Origin of the sequence: Chitinophaga lutea (assembly GCF_003813775.1) — a bacterium.
In the GTDB taxonomy this organism is placed as follows: Bacteria; Bacteroidota; Bacteroidia; order Chitinophagales; family Chitinophagaceae; genus Chitinophaga; species Chitinophaga lutea.
In genome coordinates, this window is the sequence record NZ_RPDH01000002.1 from 1,094,293 (window position 1) to 1,110,851 (window position 16,559).

The 16,559-nt window shown below is 54.8% G+C and carries 14 protein-coding genes; 10 read left to right on the forward strand and 4 right to left on the reverse strand.

Annotated elements, in window-relative coordinates; all coding sequences use genetic code 11:
* Positions 1-26: 26 nt before the first annotated feature.
* The 4 genes from EGT74_RS16655 to EGT74_RS16670 all read left to right on the forward strand — a co-directional run bounded on the left by EGT74_RS16655 (position 27) and on the right by EGT74_RS16670 (position 8,898).
* Complete coding sequence (locus tag EGT74_RS16655) at positions 27-650, forward strand: class I SAM-dependent methyltransferase (protein WP_123847707.1); 624 nt, start codon at positions 27-29, stop codon at positions 648-650.
* Between the two features lie 57 nt (positions 651-707).
* Positions 708-1,229, forward strand: coding sequence for a hypothetical protein (locus EGT74_RS16660; RefSeq protein ID WP_123847708.1), 522 nt, complete (start codon positions 708-710; stop codon positions 1,227-1,229).
* A gap of 129 nt (positions 1,230-1,358) precedes the next feature.
* On the forward strand, positions 1,359-2,252 hold the full coding sequence (locus EGT74_RS16665; RefSeq protein ID WP_123847709.1) for a hypothetical protein: 894 nt from the start codon (positions 1,359-1,361) through the stop codon (positions 2,250-2,252).
* A gap of 376 nt (positions 2,253-2,628) precedes the next feature.
* Complete coding sequence (locus EGT74_RS16670; RefSeq protein WP_123847710.1) at positions 2,629-8,898, forward strand: LamG-like jellyroll fold domain-containing protein; 6,270 nt, start codon at positions 2,629-2,631, stop codon at positions 8,896-8,898.
* A gap of 84 nt (positions 8,899-8,982) precedes the next feature.
* Here EGT74_RS16670 and EGT74_RS16675 read toward each other — a convergent pair whose 3' ends face one another.
* On the reverse strand, positions 8,983-9,609 hold the full coding sequence (locus EGT74_RS16675; protein ID WP_123847711.1) for a hypothetical protein: 627 nt from the start codon (positions 9,607-9,609) through the stop codon (positions 8,983-8,985).
* Between the two features lie 195 nt (positions 9,610-9,804).
* On the opposite strand from EGT74_RS16675, the gene EGT74_RS16680 reads away from it, so the two are divergent.
* From EGT74_RS16680 to EGT74_RS16705, 6 genes are all read left to right on the forward strand, one after another.
* A complete protein-coding gene (locus EGT74_RS16680; RefSeq protein WP_123847712.1) occupies positions 9,805-10,506 on the forward strand; it encodes a DUF2461 domain-containing protein in 702 nt (233 codons plus the stop codon).
* Positions 10,507-10,603: 97 nt separating this feature from the next.
* On the forward strand, positions 10,604-11,134 hold the full coding sequence (locus EGT74_RS16685; RefSeq protein ID WP_123847713.1) for an OmpA family protein: 531 nt from the start codon (positions 10,604-10,606) through the stop codon (positions 11,132-11,134).
* A gap of 132 nt (positions 11,135-11,266) precedes the next feature.
* Positions 11,267-11,725 carry a GyrI-like domain-containing protein gene (locus tag EGT74_RS16690; protein WP_123847714.1) on the forward strand — a complete coding sequence of 153 codons (459 nt, stop codon included), beginning with the start codon at positions 11,267-11,269 and terminating at the stop codon, positions 11,723-11,725.
* Between the two features lie 199 nt (positions 11,726-11,924).
* The gene (locus EGT74_RS16695) at positions 11,925-12,449 is read left to right on the forward strand and encodes a YceI family protein (protein ID WP_123847715.1); all 525 of its coding nucleotides are present in this window, start codon (positions 11,925-11,927) and stop codon (positions 12,447-12,449) included.
* A 1-nt stretch (position 12,450) separates the two neighbouring features.
* Complete coding sequence (locus EGT74_RS16700) at positions 12,451-13,473, forward strand: Atu2307/SP_0267 family LLM class monooxygenase (RefSeq protein ID WP_246008232.1); 1,023 nt, start codon at positions 12,451-12,453, stop codon at positions 13,471-13,473.
* Between the two features lie 57 nt (positions 13,474-13,530).
* A complete protein-coding gene (locus EGT74_RS16705; protein ID WP_123847716.1) occupies positions 13,531-13,959 on the forward strand; it encodes a nuclear transport factor 2 family protein in 429 nt (142 codons plus the stop codon).
* Between the two features lie 22 nt (positions 13,960-13,981).
* On the opposite strand, the gene EGT74_RS16710 is transcribed toward EGT74_RS16705, so the two are convergent.
* From EGT74_RS16710 to EGT74_RS16720, 3 genes are all read right to left on the reverse strand, one after another.
* A complete protein-coding gene (locus EGT74_RS16710) occupies positions 13,982-15,034 on the reverse strand; it encodes a hypothetical protein (protein WP_123847717.1) in 1,053 nt (350 codons plus the stop codon).
* A gap of 44 nt (positions 15,035-15,078) precedes the next feature.
* Positions 15,079-15,276 (reverse strand): hypothetical protein, encoded by a 198-nt coding sequence (locus EGT74_RS16715; RefSeq protein WP_123847718.1) that lies wholly within the window; start codon positions 15,274-15,276, stop codon positions 15,079-15,081.
* Between the two features lie 84 nt (positions 15,277-15,360).
* Positions 15,361-16,434, reverse strand: a complete 1,074-nt coding sequence (locus EGT74_RS16720) for a hypothetical protein (protein WP_123847719.1) — start codon at positions 16,432-16,434, stop codon at positions 15,361-15,363.
* Between the last annotated feature and the right edge of the window lie 125 nt (positions 16,435-16,559).

The following is a 16,559-nucleotide window of genomic DNA, read 5'->3' on the forward strand; positions in this document are numbered from 1 at the left end:
CTCCCACTAACTTTGCAATAAAAAACATGCAACAGAAATGGGACGAACGATATAAGGCGCCAGCCTTCGCTTACGGCAAAGAACCGAACGTATTTTTCAAAGAATGGCTTGGTCGATGCAGGCCCGGTACCATATTGATGCCGGCGGACGGCGAAGGCCGTAACGGCGTGTACGCGGCGCAGGAAGGATGGAACGTCACCTCCTTCGATCTGAGTGACGAAGGCCGCGCCAAAGCGCTGCAACTCGCCAAAGAGCGGGATGTTCACATCCGGTATATCACCGGCGACTTTGAACACCTTGACTTCGAAGCAGCATCCTTCGACGCCGTCGGTCTGATCTACGCGCATTTCCCGGCCGGACAAAAATCGTCCTTCCACCGTAAACTGGACGGATATCTCCAACCGGGAGGCATCGTTATATTTGAGGCGTTCAGCAAGCGGCACATCCACTTCTCCCATCAAAACCCGAAAGTGGGCGGCCCGAAGGATATCGGCGAACTGTTCAGCATCAAGGAAATAGCGACGGATTTTGCAGGCTACGAACAGCTGCTGCTGGAAGAAAGGGAAATTCAGCTGAATGAAGGATTGTATCATATCGGCACAGGTTCGGTGATCAGGTTTGTGGGAAGAAAACCTGCAAAAAATGGTTAAATTCGCATAAGCCGTTCCATAACGGTATTGGTTAACCTGTTTAAATATGCGGATGAAATGATACGGAAACTAATGCTGGCTGCCATTGTATTGATCAGCCTCACCTCATGCAAATCAAGGAAAGCGATAGATTTTCAGAAAGCACTCGACCAGCAGGAACGCAACGCCTCTAACGTCCTGGTTGGCAAGGATGGACCTGCGGAAGAGAAGCTGGCATGCCTGATCAAAAAAGATTTTAAGGGAGCGCTGCGCGCGATCGACCGGGAACAACAGGCATTCAACAAGATCATCGGTGATATATCCGCGTTACCGACAGCAGGCATCCCCCAGGGTGATGAACTGAAAGCCGCCAGCGTCAGCTACTACAAAGCCGTCAGAGACCTGCAGGGGCTGGACAGGGAGGAAGTTACCCAGCGCGAAGCCAGCTACCTGACCGACACTGCAAGGGTACGGCAGGCGCAGGACTCGCTGCTGCAGTTAAGCAGGGAAAAACTCAACAGGCACGCCATCGTCCGTGAACAGGGCGAAGTATTATATGCTGCCCGGCAAAAATTCAGGGCCGCCAACAAGCTGGAATAACCGTCTTTATCTAGCTCAAAATAACCGCCGGTTTCATTGCTGTTGTCCGCTTTTGGGGGTATATTTATTAAGGCAAACAAACGTGTCCGAACTGTAGCCCGGCAATGCTTCACCAATAACGACAACAGCATGAAACTTATACTTGCAGCCCTCCTGCTGGCATCCACCTGCTTCACTGCATCTGCACAAAACAATAGCGGCAGCCGGCTGCTGAAATATAAAAGCAAGACGCATACTCCCATCTACGTGGAACTGAACGATACGGAAGCGAAAGTTTTCTATCTCAGCAACCACCTCGATGTAGCAGGAAGAGGATACGCCCTGGCCTCGACCGATACGCTCGCTAAAAAAACAGACGGTCGCTATGAAAAAGGGCCTGCTACCATCATCACTGAAAACGAAAAAAGCATACTCCTTTTAACCACCAGGAAAGGTGTCAACCGGTACGCACTACATACCGTAACGGATATGCATGCCGCCAACAACGATCTCAACAATGCCTACCATTGTTCCCGGTATTTTGAACTGTCCGACAAGCTGAACAAAACCTACCCGCTTTATCACTACAGTTTCAGGGAAGCTTATGGTACCTGGAAAACTGCAGAGAATAAAGAAATAGATTACGTCCAGTTCCGGGAATGGACCGACCGGCGTATCAGCGTCCTCCGCGACAGCCTCACCCGGCTGAACGACAGCCGCACGGCTACAACGGATTTTCTGCTGAAAAATATCCGGACAATCGACTATCCCGCACTGAAAGAGAAAATCCAGACGCTGCCCGCTGAATACGCCTATCAAAGCCAGTATTTCACGACCGTTGCCAACGCGGTGGCAAAAGAAAAACCGGAATATTTTCTCCGCCTGGCGGAAGACCTTCCTGAAAGCCGGCAAATACTGTTTCAATCCGTCGATAAAACCCGGCCGGTTTTTGACAGGATCAGAGCTGTAGAAGGATATGCCGCGGTAAAAAAAGCCTTCTTCGATGAGAGGGCAGGGATGTACACCGGGTTCTATAAAAAATAGATCACTTGCGTTCGTGCAAGCCTGCATTCCTGTAAATCAAAGTACGATATCCCGCTGACCTCCCTTTTTCACAAATCCAATGACATAACCCGCTCATCCCGACCACCCGATTGTCCCACTTCCGTCACGAAAATCCGTTTACGGGCAAACGCTATTTCCGGCCAACAAATTTGTTTGCCGATTCGGGAATTTCCCGCATATTTACAAAGAGCATTGAAACGGCCCGAAAGCCTATAGAGCACATAGACTACATCTAAACCAAAATCGTTATGCTGAACCCGATATCTTAAACCGTATCCCGCGCAGGACTGCGCCTGATCCACATATTCGATTCCGCTACTCGTTTTTATTGTCAACCATCCAAATTCCTGTCAACATGCAGAAAATTGTACTCCTTTTCCTGGGGTGCTGTATGTGTTTGTCCGTTGCGGCGCAGCAATCGCCGCATAAGGATTACCGCATCCTGCACCTCAACAAAAAATTCACGCCTGAAAAAGGTTTCCGGGCGGATAACCGCTTCAGCCGGACGGCACCCGGCGCGAAGGTCCGGTACAACCAGGACCAGTATTTCCTTGTCCAGTTCGAGGCCATCCCGGACGAGCCGCGCAAAGGCAGGCTCCGCAGCGCAGGCATCACCCTGCTGGACTATTTTCCGAACTACGCTTACTTCGCCCATTTCGCCCGCGAACTGAATTCGGATGAACTGGCCGTCCTCGGCATCCGCACGGTACTGCCCCTCGACGAGAGCCTCAAGCTGTCGCCGGAGCTGTACCACGACCAAATTCCCCCGCATGCCCTTAAAGGCACCACGGCGGAACTGACGCTGCACCTCTTTGCCGGCGCCGACACCACGGCAGTGGCAAAAGAACTCAGCCGCCTCGGCGTCACCCTGCTGGAAAAAACCGCAGCGGCGGAATGGCGCATCGCGGTACCGGCCGCCAAATTCCGGCAGCTGGCCAACATCAAACAGGTGAAATACCTCGAGCCAGTGAGCAGCGACCCGGTACCGGAACGCGAGCCGGAGCCGAAACCCGACCCGGAAGACGTGTTCAGCAACGAGCACGGCCGTTCCAACTACCTCAACAGCGGCTTTAACGGCCTGCTGTACAACGGCGACGGCATCAACGTAATGGTGCGCGAAAACGGGATGTACAAAGGCCCGGAGCTGCAGGGCCGCGTTATCAGCGGCTCCAATGAACCGGGCGATCCTTCGTCGCACGCCTCCGGCGTGGCGGGATACCTCGGGGCAGGCGGCAACGTCAATCCCCGCGACCGCTCCAATGCCTGGGGCGCCAATATCCTCGGCCTCAGCGGGCAGAATACCTACACCTTGTACGACGACCCGGTGAAACGGATCAGGGTCACCAACATGTCGTACGGATGGCCCGATGAAGTAGCCGGCTACAGCTCGCTTTCCCGGGAGCACGACAACTTCATCCGCACCCGCCCCGAGGCCATGCTGGTCTATTCCTCCGGTAACGATGGCGGTACAGCGGCATTTGGCGGTAAATACAACGGCATCTCCGGCTGGGGCAACATCACCGGCCGCGCCAAGCACGCCAAAAATCTGCTGGTGGTGAGCGGTACGGATTACGAAGACAATTTCCTCGACTGGACCTGTAAAGGCCCCGCATACGACGGCCGCGTGAAACCGGAACTGACCATCGAAGGCCAGGGCGGCACTTCCTTCGCCGCGCCCAAAGTATCCGGCATCTTTACCATCCTTCACCAGGCCTATAAAACCGAAAAGAACGCCGCGCTGGTACCCTCCGCACTCATAAAAGCTGTGCTGATGAATACCGCCGACGATGTATATAATCCCGGCATCGACTTCAAAACCGGCTACGGCAGGCCCAATGTGCGCCGTGCCTACCAGGTGATCCATAACGGGCAATACCAGTCCGGCAGCATTGCCAACGGCACACAACAATCGTTTCCTATCGCCGTGCCCGCCGGCACCTCCCAACTCCGCGTAATGCTCTACTGGGCCGATTACGAAGCCGCTTCCGGCGCCGCACAGGCGCTGGTGAACGATGTAGACCTGCGTGTGGCCGACCCCGGTGGCGCTTTCACGCTCCCCTGGGTACTCGACACTACGGCCAACGCGGTAAACCTCAACCTGCCGGCTACACGCGGCGCGGATCACATCAACAACGCAGAACAGGTGACCATCGACAATCCCGCCGCCGGCACCTACACCCTGCACCTCGACGGGTTCAACATCCCGCAGGGCCCGCAGGAATTTTTCCTTGTCTATGAATTTGTACAGGAAGGCGTCACCATCAGCTACCCGGCAGGCGGTGAAGCCTTCGGCACCGGCCAGCAGCAATACATCCGCTGGGACGCATATGGTGCGCCCGGTACGTTCGACCTCTCCTATTCCACCGATAACGGCGCTACCTGGAATACCATCGCCACCGGCATTGCGGCCGACAAACGCCAGTACAAATGGACAGTGCCCGAACTGAACGCCAAAGCGCTGATACGCGTCACCAGGGGCGGGCAAACCAGCACCTCCGGTGATGTACATGTGCTGAACATTCCCTCCGGCCTGAAACTCGATTGGGTATGCGGCAGCAACCTGCAGTTAGTGTGGCGCAAAATGCCGCAGGCCGCGCAATATGAAGTATTCCGCCTTGGCGCAAAATATATGGAGCCCATCGGCACCACGTCCGATACCCTGTTCATCTTTGCGGCGGCGGATTCCACGCTGCCGGAATGGTATGCCGTGCGCGCCATCACGGCCGGCGGTGTAACCGGTTTAAGATGCAACGCCCTGAAAAAAGAACCCGGCTCGTTTGATTGCCAGAACCTGCTGACAGGCCCCGCATTTTTTATCCAGCGGGATAAAGCAACCCTTACCGGTCGCGTGAACCCGCTGGGTCAATCGCTCACCGACGTCACGTTTGAATACGGCCCCACCAGTGCGTTCGGTTCATCGTTCGTACTGCCGCAAAGCTTCAGCGGCACGGTATTCCAGCAGGTATCGCAGGAAGTGCCCATCGCCATGCAGTCGAACCAGACCTGGTACTACCGCCTGAAAGCCACCCTCAACGGCACAATCATTTACAGCGATGCGCAAACCTTCCAGCCCGCGCCAGGCAATTCCATGAAATTCAACGGCGACGGTACCATGACGCTGGGACCGAACGATGCGGTGAACGGTAACAAACCGCGCACCATTGAGCTGTGGGTAAAAACCAGTGTGTACAATGCGGACGGCGGCGCTATTTCCCTGCCCGGCGGTAGTGGTACCACCCGTGGTGATTTTACGCTCGGTACCAACGGCGCCGATAACCAGTGGAAACTTTCCCTCTGGAACGTGACCCGCACTTATACCCTGCCCGGCAACAAAGGCGAATGGCATCACCTGGCGCTGACCTACAACCCCGCCAACACAACGGCGGAACTGTATTACGACGGCACTTTGTTCGATACCTGGAACACCGGCGGCGCCCTCACTACCCTGCCCGGCAATATCCGGCTGGGCGTTCGCGCCAACGGCGGCAACTTCTATTACAACGGTGAAATGGACGAAGTGCGCATCTGGAGCACCGTGCGCACGGCGGCACAAATCCGTGAAAACATGCACCACCCGCTGAAAGGCACTGAAACAGGGCTGGTGTATTATGTGGACTTCGATAACATGGTGCCCGAAACCTATGAGCTGATCACGAAAAAAGTACTCGGCTACACCGGCAACCTGCAAAAAATAAAAGCACACTATCCCTTCGGTCAGGGTGCGACGGTGAACGGCACTGAAGCCGCCGGTACCGTTACTTTCGGCAACAACGCCAACGTAACGGCGAACTATGCAGCACAGGCGGCCAGGGCGGTATCTTTCTCCCGCATCGACCTGACCTCTGCCGTGTTCACCGGTACTTCCACTTCCGCGGTGAAGCTGGCGGACGAGTTCTGGGTAGGCCACCGCTACACCACAGCAGGCGGCGCACTGAACATGCAGCTCGCATTCAAGTCAGCGGCGGATCTCACCGCAACAGATGCCGCCAACCCTGGCAAGATCTATCTCTTTACCCGCCAGCCTTACACAGACGGAGCATGGCAGTACAGCGGCACGGCATCGTCCGTGGACGATGCAGGGGATTCCATCCGTGTCAACGGTCTCACAGCGTACCAGCAGTACATGTTCATGAAGGATGAGAACGCCTTTGTGTTTGCCGCGGCGGATTCGCTGCTGCTCTCGGATGCAAGGCCCGGTGCGGTAACACCGTCTGCCTCCTTCAGTGTATCCGGCTATAACCTGCCTGATTCGCTGGTGGTAACCGCACCGGCCGGCTATGAAGTTTCGGCCGACAACCTCGCCTTCACGGCTGCTCCCCTGAGCGTGCCCGTTACGAACGGCGCGGTGAAAGACCTGAAAGTGTATGTGCGTTTTGCCCCCACGGCAGCACAGGCCTATAATGGCATCGTACGACTGGTGTCCGGCGGCGTACTGCTCGACAGTGTGCGGGTGAGCCAGCAGGGCATTGCAGTAGACACCACCGCCGGCAAAGCGATGAGCTTCGACGGCACCGGCGATTATCTTGAAATACAGAACCTCAACTGGAAACCTACCGAGTTCACGCTCGAATGGTGGCTCAAAGCCAAATCCACGAAGGATTACAACCAGCAGATCGGTAACGGGTGGGGCAGCTTCCTCTCCCATGCCGGCAACGACAAAGGGGCCAGCTTCGGTGTGGCGAACAACGCCAATTCCCGCATTGCCATCCCCGGCGCTTACAACGACCTCGACACCTGGCATCACTACGCCTTCACGTTCCGCAATGGCGAAGCAAAGGTGTACCGCGATGGTAAACTGATCGATTCGCGCACCGCTTCTTCCCTGCCGGCCCAGTGGAATACCTTCCGCCTCGGCACAGCCGACGGCAATACGCTCCACGGCGAACTGGAAGAATTCAGGATGTGGTCTGTAGCCAGGACCCAGCAGGAAATCCGCGAGAACATGCACCTCACCGCCCGCGGCGACGAGCCGGGCCTGAAAGTATACCTGCAATTCCAGGATGCAGCCAGAGACGTGACGGACCTGTCAGCGAACGCTTACCCCGTCCGCCTCTTCGGCAACACCGTACGGGTAACTTCCAACGCGCCGGTAGCCGCCGGCATCAGTGAAACGCGGGCCGTGAACGCTGCCGGTACACTCACCTTCGAACAAACCGGCCTTGCCCTGACGTATGCCAACACCGGCGTATATCCGAAAGGTGAAGTAGTGATCAGCCGCCTGCAAAGCCCCGCAACGGGCGTGAACGGCGCCAGACAATACTGGGTGGTGCGCAACTACGGCGACAGCACTGCCAATGCCATCAGCACGCTGCAACTACTGCAAAACGCCGACAGTCTCAGCAACGTACGCCTGCAGAAACGTGCGTTCAACGCCACCGGTACCTGGAGCGCGGGACTGGCCGGCAATAGCCTCACGTTCAACATCGCGGCTACCGATATCCGCAACAGCCAGGTAGCGTTTGCCGTAACGGCCAACAATGCACCGGTATTCACAGCGCCGGCCCATCTCACCGTATACCGCAACGATACCTGCGGGTACAATGCGGATACCAGCGTAACGGGCGTACCGAAAGCAGTGTCTGACGACAGCGGCCTGCCGCCACAGATCAGCTTCGCAGACATGGTCATCGACACCGCGGTTATCCGCACCTGGACGGCGACCGACAACATGGGGCACCGCTCTTCACAGCAGCAGACCATTTTCATCAAAGACAGCACGGCGCCGGCGGTGCAGTATGCAGACAGCCTCTTCCGCTGTTATGATGCCTCCGGCAGCTACAGTCTACCCGCCTTGCAGGCCAGCGACAACTGCGGCGTGGATTCTATCCGCTACACCATTTCAGGCGCCACCGCCCGCGCAGGCAGCGGTGCCAATGCAGGCGGCGTTTTCAATGCCGGCACATCGCTGATAGACTGGGTGGTGACGGATAAGAGCGGCAATGCTACTCTCCGCCGCACGGTAATAACGGTGAACAATCCGCTGCAGCTGAGCATCCCGCATGCGTTTGCAGTAAGTCCCGGCGGCGCGCCGAACACCATTTACCTGGGTTATGGCCCCGCTTCCATCACACTGGCAGGCCAGGTGAGCGGCGGTACCGCTCCGTATACCTATGCATGGTCAAGCGGCAGCACGCAGGCCACGGCCACCGTACAACCCGCTACCGCAGGGCAGCATAGTTACACCTTAACCGTTACAGACGCCAAAGGCTGTACCATCAGTGCAACGCATGTAGTAACGGTTTCGGACATACGGTGTGGTAACGGCTGGGTAACCATTTGCCACAAAGGCTCCAAAACCCAGTGCATACCTTCCGCCGAAGTGGCGAATCACCTCGAACATGGCTGCCAGCTCGGCGCATGCGAAGGTGGAGCCTCAACGAAAGAAGAGATCTCTGCGGAAGTGCAACCCAACCCTACCGCTACCGAGTTCGTGCTGAAAGTAAAAACACACAGCACGGCGAGCTTGCTGATCAGGGTGTATAACCTGCAGGGCCAGCTGGTGGATGAAATCACCGCACCGGCGGGCCAGCAGATACGCTTCGGGCAATCTTACAAACCCGGATTGTACATCACGGAAATAAGACAGGGGAACCTGCGAAAAACGATGAAGCTGATTAAGTTGTAAGGAACAATACAAACGGCCGGTCAGATTGACCGACCGTTTCATTATCAGGAGTTTTTCCCTGCGCTCGTTCATCTCGCCAATCCTTTATGGCTGCGCTTTGGTCAGCTCTATCGAACCGTTCCCTCTCCAGAGCAATTTGCCCTTCGCATTCAGCACAGCAATATCGCTCTTGGCCACATTGGCTTCCTTATATCCAAAATACAGCGCACCGTCTTTCCAGGTAAAGAAATTGGCACTCGTTTTAATGATCCCGCCTGTATCGTAGATGTCGAGAAATGGGCTGTCGAAATACCAGACATATACCCCTCCGAATACCGGCCCTCCCTTTGTACTGACCCATTTACTGCCTTTCTCCGGCACCACCGCCAGCGCTTCCGGTATAAGCGCCCCGCTATTGAGCGTAAAACCCGGGGAATTTTCGATATTGGACAGCTCCTTTCCAGCCGTGAAGTCTGCCTTGAAACTCATCCCGCTCATGACCAGCGCCAGTTTGCCTGATGTATAAGTCCAGGTGCCGTTGCGGTCGCCGGCTATGTCGTGCCAGACCAATTTCCCGCCGGCATCCAGTTTGAAACTGTACAGCCCTCCGGTATAAGATCCTGTCCAGATGGTGCCTTCCGGGTTAAAAACAGGTTTATCGTTTTTCTTGCAGCCGGTGGCACTGAATATCAGGATGAACATCACCAGTATGCTGCGCATGTTATTTTTCATATATGCGGGTTTATCTGAAACTTCTGTAAAGCTGGATAACCTTTGACAAACGGTATAGAAAAAAAGCGACATTCTTCCCGGTATCGATTTCGTCTGAGGGGCAGCATACCCACTGCTGCACAGGAGCCCTTATTACAGCCGGACAGTTTTCCATTTTTCAATACCTTCGTACCCTGAATTAAACAAAGAGTGTTCATGGCCAGCAAACAAACCGCGCAACCGCAGATACAACCTTCCGGCTTTGATTTTTTAACCAGGCTTAAAAAGAACAATAACCGCGAGTGGTTCAACGATCATAAAACGGAATACCAGCAGGAGCTCGCCCGCATTGAAATATTCGCGGAGGCTTTGCTCGAGAACCTTTCCGCCCACGATGTGATAGAGACGGAATCCGGCAAAAAGAGCCTGCACCGCATTTACCGCGACATCCGCTTTTCGAACGATAAAACACCTTACAAAAGCAACTGGAGCGGGGCCTTCCGCCGCGCCACCAAATACCGCCGCGGTGGGTATTATTTCCACCTCGAACCGGGCAACAGTTTTATCGCGGGCGGTTTCTGGGGCCCGTCCACCGAAGACCTCAAACGCGTGCGCGACGATATTGCATTCGACCCCGCACCGCTGCGCAAGATCATCAACAGCAAAGCCTTCATCAACATGTTCGGCGCTTTGCAGGGGGAACAGCTAAAAACCACGCCAAAAGGATTCGACGCCGGCCATGAAGCCATCGACCTCCTTCGGTATAAACAGTTCCTGCTCATCCGGCGGTTCTCCGATAAGGAAGTGTTTTCCCCAAGCTTTTTAAAGGAGGCCGGCCTGACATTCAAAGCCATGCGTCCCTTCTTCGACTACATGAGCGATGCATTGACAATGGACCCGAACGGCCTGTCTGAGTAATCCGATATGCATTGAAGATCGCTTTAATATGTTATCTATTCGTTATAACGTATTGAAAATGGTTGTTTTACGTTAGCTTTGCCGAAATTTTCAAGCTATGATATTCAAGGCAGTTAACCTGAGAAATTCGCTGCTGGTGGCAGCAGCTGTTACCCTGCTGGCTTCCTGCGCAGCATCCCGTAAAACAACGTCTACCCAGCAGTACATGAGCAAACAGTACAAGGAACTGAAAGACGTGCTGAACGAAGCAGAGGTTAGTATTATTTCGGACAGTGTGAAGGTGATTTTCCCCAACAACGTGCTGTTTGCATCGGGCGCCGATCAGCTGAAAGAAGAAATCAAGCCCACTTTCGGCCGCTTTGCGAACGTGCTGAAGAAATACGATAAAACGAAGATCATCGTTACCGGCTATACCGACAACACCGGCAATGAACAGTATAACAATGCGCTCTCCGAAAAACGCGCTGTCAACGGGAAAGCACTCCTGGTGGAAAACGGCGTGGCGGCAGACCGGATGTTTACCTGGGGCTTCGGCCAGCGGGTGCCCGTCGCTTCCAACGATACCGAAGAAGGCCGAGCGAAGAACCGCCGCGTGGAGTTCGTGATTTTATACGATGTGAAACATTGATCATAAATAATTAATGAGCCGGTTGTTCCGCCCAAAGGAGCAACCGGCTTTTTTTTGTCTGTTATCCTGGCTCCTGACACAGGGTTGTCATGCTCCCTCCTCACCTTTACCGCCAATCAATAAATTATAAAAATGAGCATTCAACACCACCCCGCATTTAACCTCATCGGCATCGCTGTCAGAACTACCAACGAAAACGGCCAGGCGGCCACCGATATTCCCGCATTGTGGGGAAGGTTTATGGCAGAAGGTATCCTGCAGCAAATCCCCGGCAGGATTGACGATACCATTTACTGCCTGTACACCGGCTACGAAAAAGATCACACACGGCCTTACACCACCCTTCTCGGATGCCGGGTGGCCAACCTGGAGCACATCCCCGAAGGCATGACGGGTAAAAGCATCGAAGGTGCGGCATATGAAAAATTCGTGGCCAAGGGGGATCCGATGAAAGGCTCCGTATACAATGAATGGCTGAAGATCTGGAGTGCGGATATACCGAGAACTTTCATCGCCGATTTCGAAGTATACGGCCCAAAATCCCAACAGCCCGATGCCGAAGTGGATATATTCTTAGGGGTGAAATTCTGACCCGGATAAAGGCCTGCAGCATGTGCGGGCCTTTATTCTTTCCGCGCGCAATCCTCCGCATTTCTCACACGCTCCGATATACGGCGACGGCTTTAACATTCCTTTGGGTAAAATTCAAAAATCGTCCACCATTTACAGTAATCTGTCCAATCGCTGACAAAAGAACACGGCTTAATTTTATCCCCATAAAACAAAGGCCATGACAAACTGGACAATCGATGAATCACACAGCGAAATAGGCTTCAAGGTAAAACACCTGATGATCACGAACGTAAGCGGCTACTTCGCCCGCTTTACCGGCAGCATACAAACCGCCACCGACGATTTCGAGGATGCGGACATCACGTTTGAAGTAGCTGCGGACAGCATCAATACCCAAAACTATCAACGTGACCAGCACCTTAAAACCGCCGAGTTTTTCGATACGGTGCAATACCCGAAAATCAACTTCGTTTCCAAAAAAGTGAAGAAGATCACAGACGATGCGTACAAACTGCTCGGCGACCTGACCATCAAGGGCCAGACCCACCCCATCGAGCTGGACGTAACCCGCAACGGCAGCGCTGTGGACCATTACGGCAATGAAAAAGTGGGCTTCGCCCTCCGCGGCCGGCTGCACCGCGCCGATTATGGCCTTCGCTGGAACGCCTTCACGGAAGGCGGCGGCATTGTGCTGAGTGATGAAGTAAAACTGAACCTCGAAATCCAACTCCTCAAATCTTAACATGATCGAAATAGGTATAGACAGCTTCGCGGCGAAGTTCAGCGAAAGCAACAGCACCGCGGCAGACGACCGGCAGGCCATGCACCAGTTGCTGGAAAGAATCGGGCACGCCGACCGCACCGGCCTCGACGTATTCGGTATCGGCGAACACCACCGCAAGGGTTTCCTCGACTCCGCTCCCGCCCTCATCCTGGCCGCCGCCGCATCGCGCACCCGCAACATCCGGCTCACGAGCGCCGTTACGGTATTGAGCGCGGCAGACCCGGTACGGGTGTTCCAGGAATTCGCGACGCTGGATCTGATTTCAGGTGGACGAACGGAAATGGTGGTGGGGCGCGGTTCTTTCACGGACGCATTTCCATTGTTCGGCTACAACCTATCCGACTACGATGCGCTGTTTACCGAAAAGCTCGACCTGTTGCTGAAAATCCGGGACAACGAATTCGTCACCTGGTCGGGAAAATTCCGGCCGGCCATGAGAAACCAGCCCGTTTATCCAAGGCCGCTGCAACAACCGCTTCCCATCTGGCTGGGTGTTGGCGGCACGCCCCAATCATTCGTACGCGCGGGCGTGCTGGGTTTACCCCTTATGGTCGCCATCATCGGCGGGGAAACACATCGCTTCCGCCCATTGGTAGACCTTTACCGCGAAGCCTGGCTAAAGTCCGGCCATCCGGCGGAAAAGATGTCGGTGGGCTTACATTCCCTGGGCTACGTAGGCCCCACCACGGAAGCTGCCGTCCGTGACTTTTATCCCGGCTATGCCGAAAGCATGACCAAAGTGGGCGAAGAACGCGGCTGGCCCCCCATGACCGAAGAACGCTTCCTGGGCCAGGCCGGCCCGCGCGGGGCATTGATCGTAGGTGGCGTGGACGAGGTGGCAGAGAAGATACTCCGGCACAGTGAGGCGCTGGGTGGCATTTCCCGCCTCACCTTCCAGCTGGACACCGCATCACTGAGCCACGAAAAGCTGATGGAATCCATTGAGCTGATCGGTAAGGTGAAGCAGATCGTGAACGGGTAACACGCGATGCAGGATAGGAGAAAAAGGTGTATCTTATGATGCCAAATATATTTTGCCATGAAACACCTCCTTATTACCCTGCTCGCCACATGCCTGTTCACTGCTTCGTATGCACAGACAGAAGACATCGCCGTACTGAAACAACACAATGAAAACTGGATAGGCGCCTATTCTAAGAAAGATACTGCTGCATTAAACAAAATTGTGGCGGACGACCTGGTGATGATCACACCGAATGGGTCGCGGATCGGCAAACAGACGCTACTGGCCAACGTATCCAAAAGTGCATATGTGTCAGCGAAGGTAGACAGCGTTGAAGTGAAGCTATTAGGCAATACCGCCCTGGTCATTGCCAAAGCCAGCTTTGTGACGAATACCGGCGGGAAAGAAACAACCGGCCACACGAGTTATATGGACGTGTATGAAAAACGCAACGGCCGGTGGGTGGCGGTGGGTGCGCATGTTACTTTTTTGGGGCAGCGGTAAAACTGCCCAATGCCGCAAAAAATCAGCCTCCAATTCCCTCCATCCCGTACAACCGCAGGCTCCCCGAGCTATGTACCGCCAGCAGGCCGGCCGGTACAACGATCACATCCCCCACTTCACCGCTGTAATCCAGGATGTCCGCATCACCGGTTACCGGCTTTCCACCCTGATCGTATGCAATGATCTCGTTTCCTTCCAGCAGCAACTCGCCGGTGCAGGCCATCGTAGCCCGGTCTATCAGCAACAGGCGGCCGAAGCGGGTCAGGGAAATGAGCAGCTGATCGTTGAGGAAAAGAACCGTGTAGTCGATGGTATCCTCATCTTCACAGGGGTATTCATTCCGGCCCGCGAATAATGTTTCCTGCGGCAATCCGGCGATGCGCGTTATGGCAGGAAAGGAATATATTTCAATGCCTTCGTCATAATGCGGGGCCATTACGAATGATTGCCCGTCGGGTGAAAAGTTGCCGACGATCCGGTCAAGGCACTGTGTGGCTTCGGCGATATCCAGCCTGCCGTCTTTTTGAATGGTGATGATGAAAAGATGCGCGTCATCCTGACCCGCAGCGGCGTCGATAAAGATGATACCGGGGTCGGGCGTGGCGGTAAACGTATAGCGGTATTCCTGGTCGCCTTCCAGGTCGTAGCGGGCTGCGATGCCAAGTGTTTCCAGGTCGAGCTGCAATAATTTATCGCCGGTGGGCGTGGGAATGATGAACAGCACCCAGCGGCCCGCGAAAAAACAATTGGCACCCATAAACGGCGGCCAGTCGTCGTGCTCATAGGTGAACAGCGTTCCACCGGAGGGCGTCATCAGCCGGAAATTATCTGATTCGGTGATGCCGTACAGTGTACCGTTGGGATGAGCGCTGACATCGGCATATACATAGTTTTTCGACCGAAGGCCGAAATCCTTCGTCCAGAGCACCTCCAGCTGTTCGTCCAGTTTGGACAGCATCGGGCTGCCTTCATATTTGAGCAGGATATTCCCGTTTTCTACCGGGATGACCGCAGCTATTTCCAGGTTAGGCCGTATTTCTTTCTTGATAGCAAGGGGGATTTGCCGGAAGGACATAGCACACATGATTTATACCTTCCCAAGATATAAAAACTTCCCGTTCATGGGGTTGTGGCGATATATTCCCGGCTCTGCCCCACCATCCGGCCTCCTGCTGCTGCCGGCGGCAGCAGGCCCGGCACGCGGTATCCACCGTTGCCTTCTTCCCATTTTTTCTTATTGCCGCCGCCATAATTAACGGAATGGTAATAACACCGCTGCGCATTATCAGCCGCATCCCTGAGACGGTACTTTGGCACGTCCGTCAGTTCGTAAGCGTGATGTGCGGCACATCCCGGGGTGGCGGGGCCCCGGGTGAACCGTCACACGCTATACAATGCATTTTACTCCAGTTTCGCCTTTACGCCCCAGCCGCCGAACGTTTCGGAAACGGCGATCCAGAGCTCGTTCCTTCCCTTTTTCAGATCCAGATAGAGGGCGTCCCAATAACCCACCGTGCCCAGGAAGCGGTAGTCGCGCGACATGAACACATCGTCGCCCGAATACAGCAACCGGTTATTGAGGTACACTTTGGCCCGGTCGGAAAAACCGAAACTCAGTTTTTTGACGCCCGGTTGGTCAGCGTAAATCACCTTCCGCACAAACACGGTGTTACTGTCCTGCGTGATGCCGGTGAGCACCGACAGGTCGGTGATCCCGTTGGCATCTGCCCATAAATGTTTCCAACTGAGCGCTGTGGTATCTTCCGGCCGGAGCTGCATTTTGTTTTGCAGGCTTTTTTCTGTGATCAGGCTGCTGACGGCCCATTCTTTAATGGCGCTCTCGGGCAGGGGCGTCACGGGAGCCGGTTTACTTTTGATGGTCACCGCATCGGAAGGTGTGTATACGACATTACTGTACCATACTGTTTCCGGGTACGGATTGGCCAGGGCGATCATGCCGCCGGTCACTTCCCGCTTCAGTTCGTGGATGAAAAGCACGGGTTTTTCTTCGTTGTCGAAATATACTTCGGCCTGTTTGTCTTTGATCATGAGGCGGACGTGCAGCCAGCGGTCGAACGGCAGCTGCACCGCGTTGTTATAGCCCGGGCCGTAATACAGCTGCCAGCCACCGAGGCCGTTATATACCGGCGTGTACTGCATGGCATCGGGATTGCCGCTCTGGTGCGGGCGCAGGTAATACTCCTCGAAGTTTTTGTCGTCCTGAACCCGGAACTGCACGGCCGGGAAATACCGCGCTTTTTTAAGCGCGATGTCGAATTCAAGGATACCGTTGCGGAAATTGGCGTCGGTCAGCAGCGCCCGGCCTTTTTTCAGCCGGAGCGCCGGCCGGTTGAGGTGGGTTTCTTTCACCGCTTCTTCGCCCTCGATTTTCCAGCGTGGGGAATCGAACGGAACGGCTGTTTGAGCGGTGGCCTGGGCGGATATAAAAAACAGGATGATCAGAAAGCGACACATGCGGAATTGAATTTTAAATGCGTGAAAAATATTACTTTGGATGCGGCATCCACCGAAAGTTATAGCATCCTGCATGTTGGCGGTTGTTCAGAAGGGCTTCAAGTTTATTCAAAGTTGTTCACGCC

Coding starts and splice junctions, on each gene's coding strand:
- EGT74_RS16680 (WP_123847712.1), top strand. CDS start 9,805: ATGGCCAGCAAACAAACCGCGCAACCGCAGATACAACCTTCCGGCTTT.
- EGT74_RS16705 (WP_123847716.1), top strand. CDS start 13,531: ATGAAACACCTCCTTATTACCCTGCTCGCCACATGCCTGTTCACTGCT.
- EGT74_RS16685 (WP_123847713.1), top strand. CDS start 10,604: ATGATATTCAAGGCAGTTAACCTGAGAAATTCGCTGCTGGTGGCAGCA.
- EGT74_RS16655 (WP_123847707.1), top strand. CDS start 27: ATGCAACAGAAATGGGACGAACGATATAAGGCGCCAGCCTTCGCTTAC.
- EGT74_RS16670 (WP_123847710.1), top strand. CDS start 2,629: ATGCAGAAAATTGTACTCCTTTTCCTGGGGTGCTGTATGTGTTTGTCC.
- EGT74_RS16675 (WP_123847711.1), bottom strand. CDS start 9,609: ATGAAAAATAACATGCGCAGCATACTGGTGATGTTCATCCTGATATTC.
- EGT74_RS16665 (WP_123847709.1), top strand. CDS start 1,359: ATGAAACTTATACTTGCAGCCCTCCTGCTGGCATCCACCTGCTTCACT.
- EGT74_RS16700 (WP_246008232.1), top strand. CDS start 12,451: ATGATCGAAATAGGTATAGACAGCTTCGCGGCGAAGTTCAGCGAAAGC.
- EGT74_RS16720 (WP_123847719.1), bottom strand. CDS start 16,434: ATGTGTCGCTTTCTGATCATCCTGTTTTTTATATCCGCCCAGGCCACC.
- EGT74_RS16695 (WP_123847715.1), top strand. CDS start 11,925: ATGACAAACTGGACAATCGATGAATCACACAGCGAAATAGGCTTCAAG.
- EGT74_RS16690 (WP_123847714.1), top strand. CDS start 11,267: ATGAGCATTCAACACCACCCCGCATTTAACCTCATCGGCATCGCTGTC.
- EGT74_RS16660 (WP_123847708.1), top strand. CDS start 708: ATGATACGGAAACTAATGCTGGCTGCCATTGTATTGATCAGCCTCACC.
- EGT74_RS16710 (WP_123847717.1), bottom strand. CDS start 15,034: ATGTCCTTCCGGCAAATCCCCCTTGCTATCAAGAAAGAAATACGGCCT.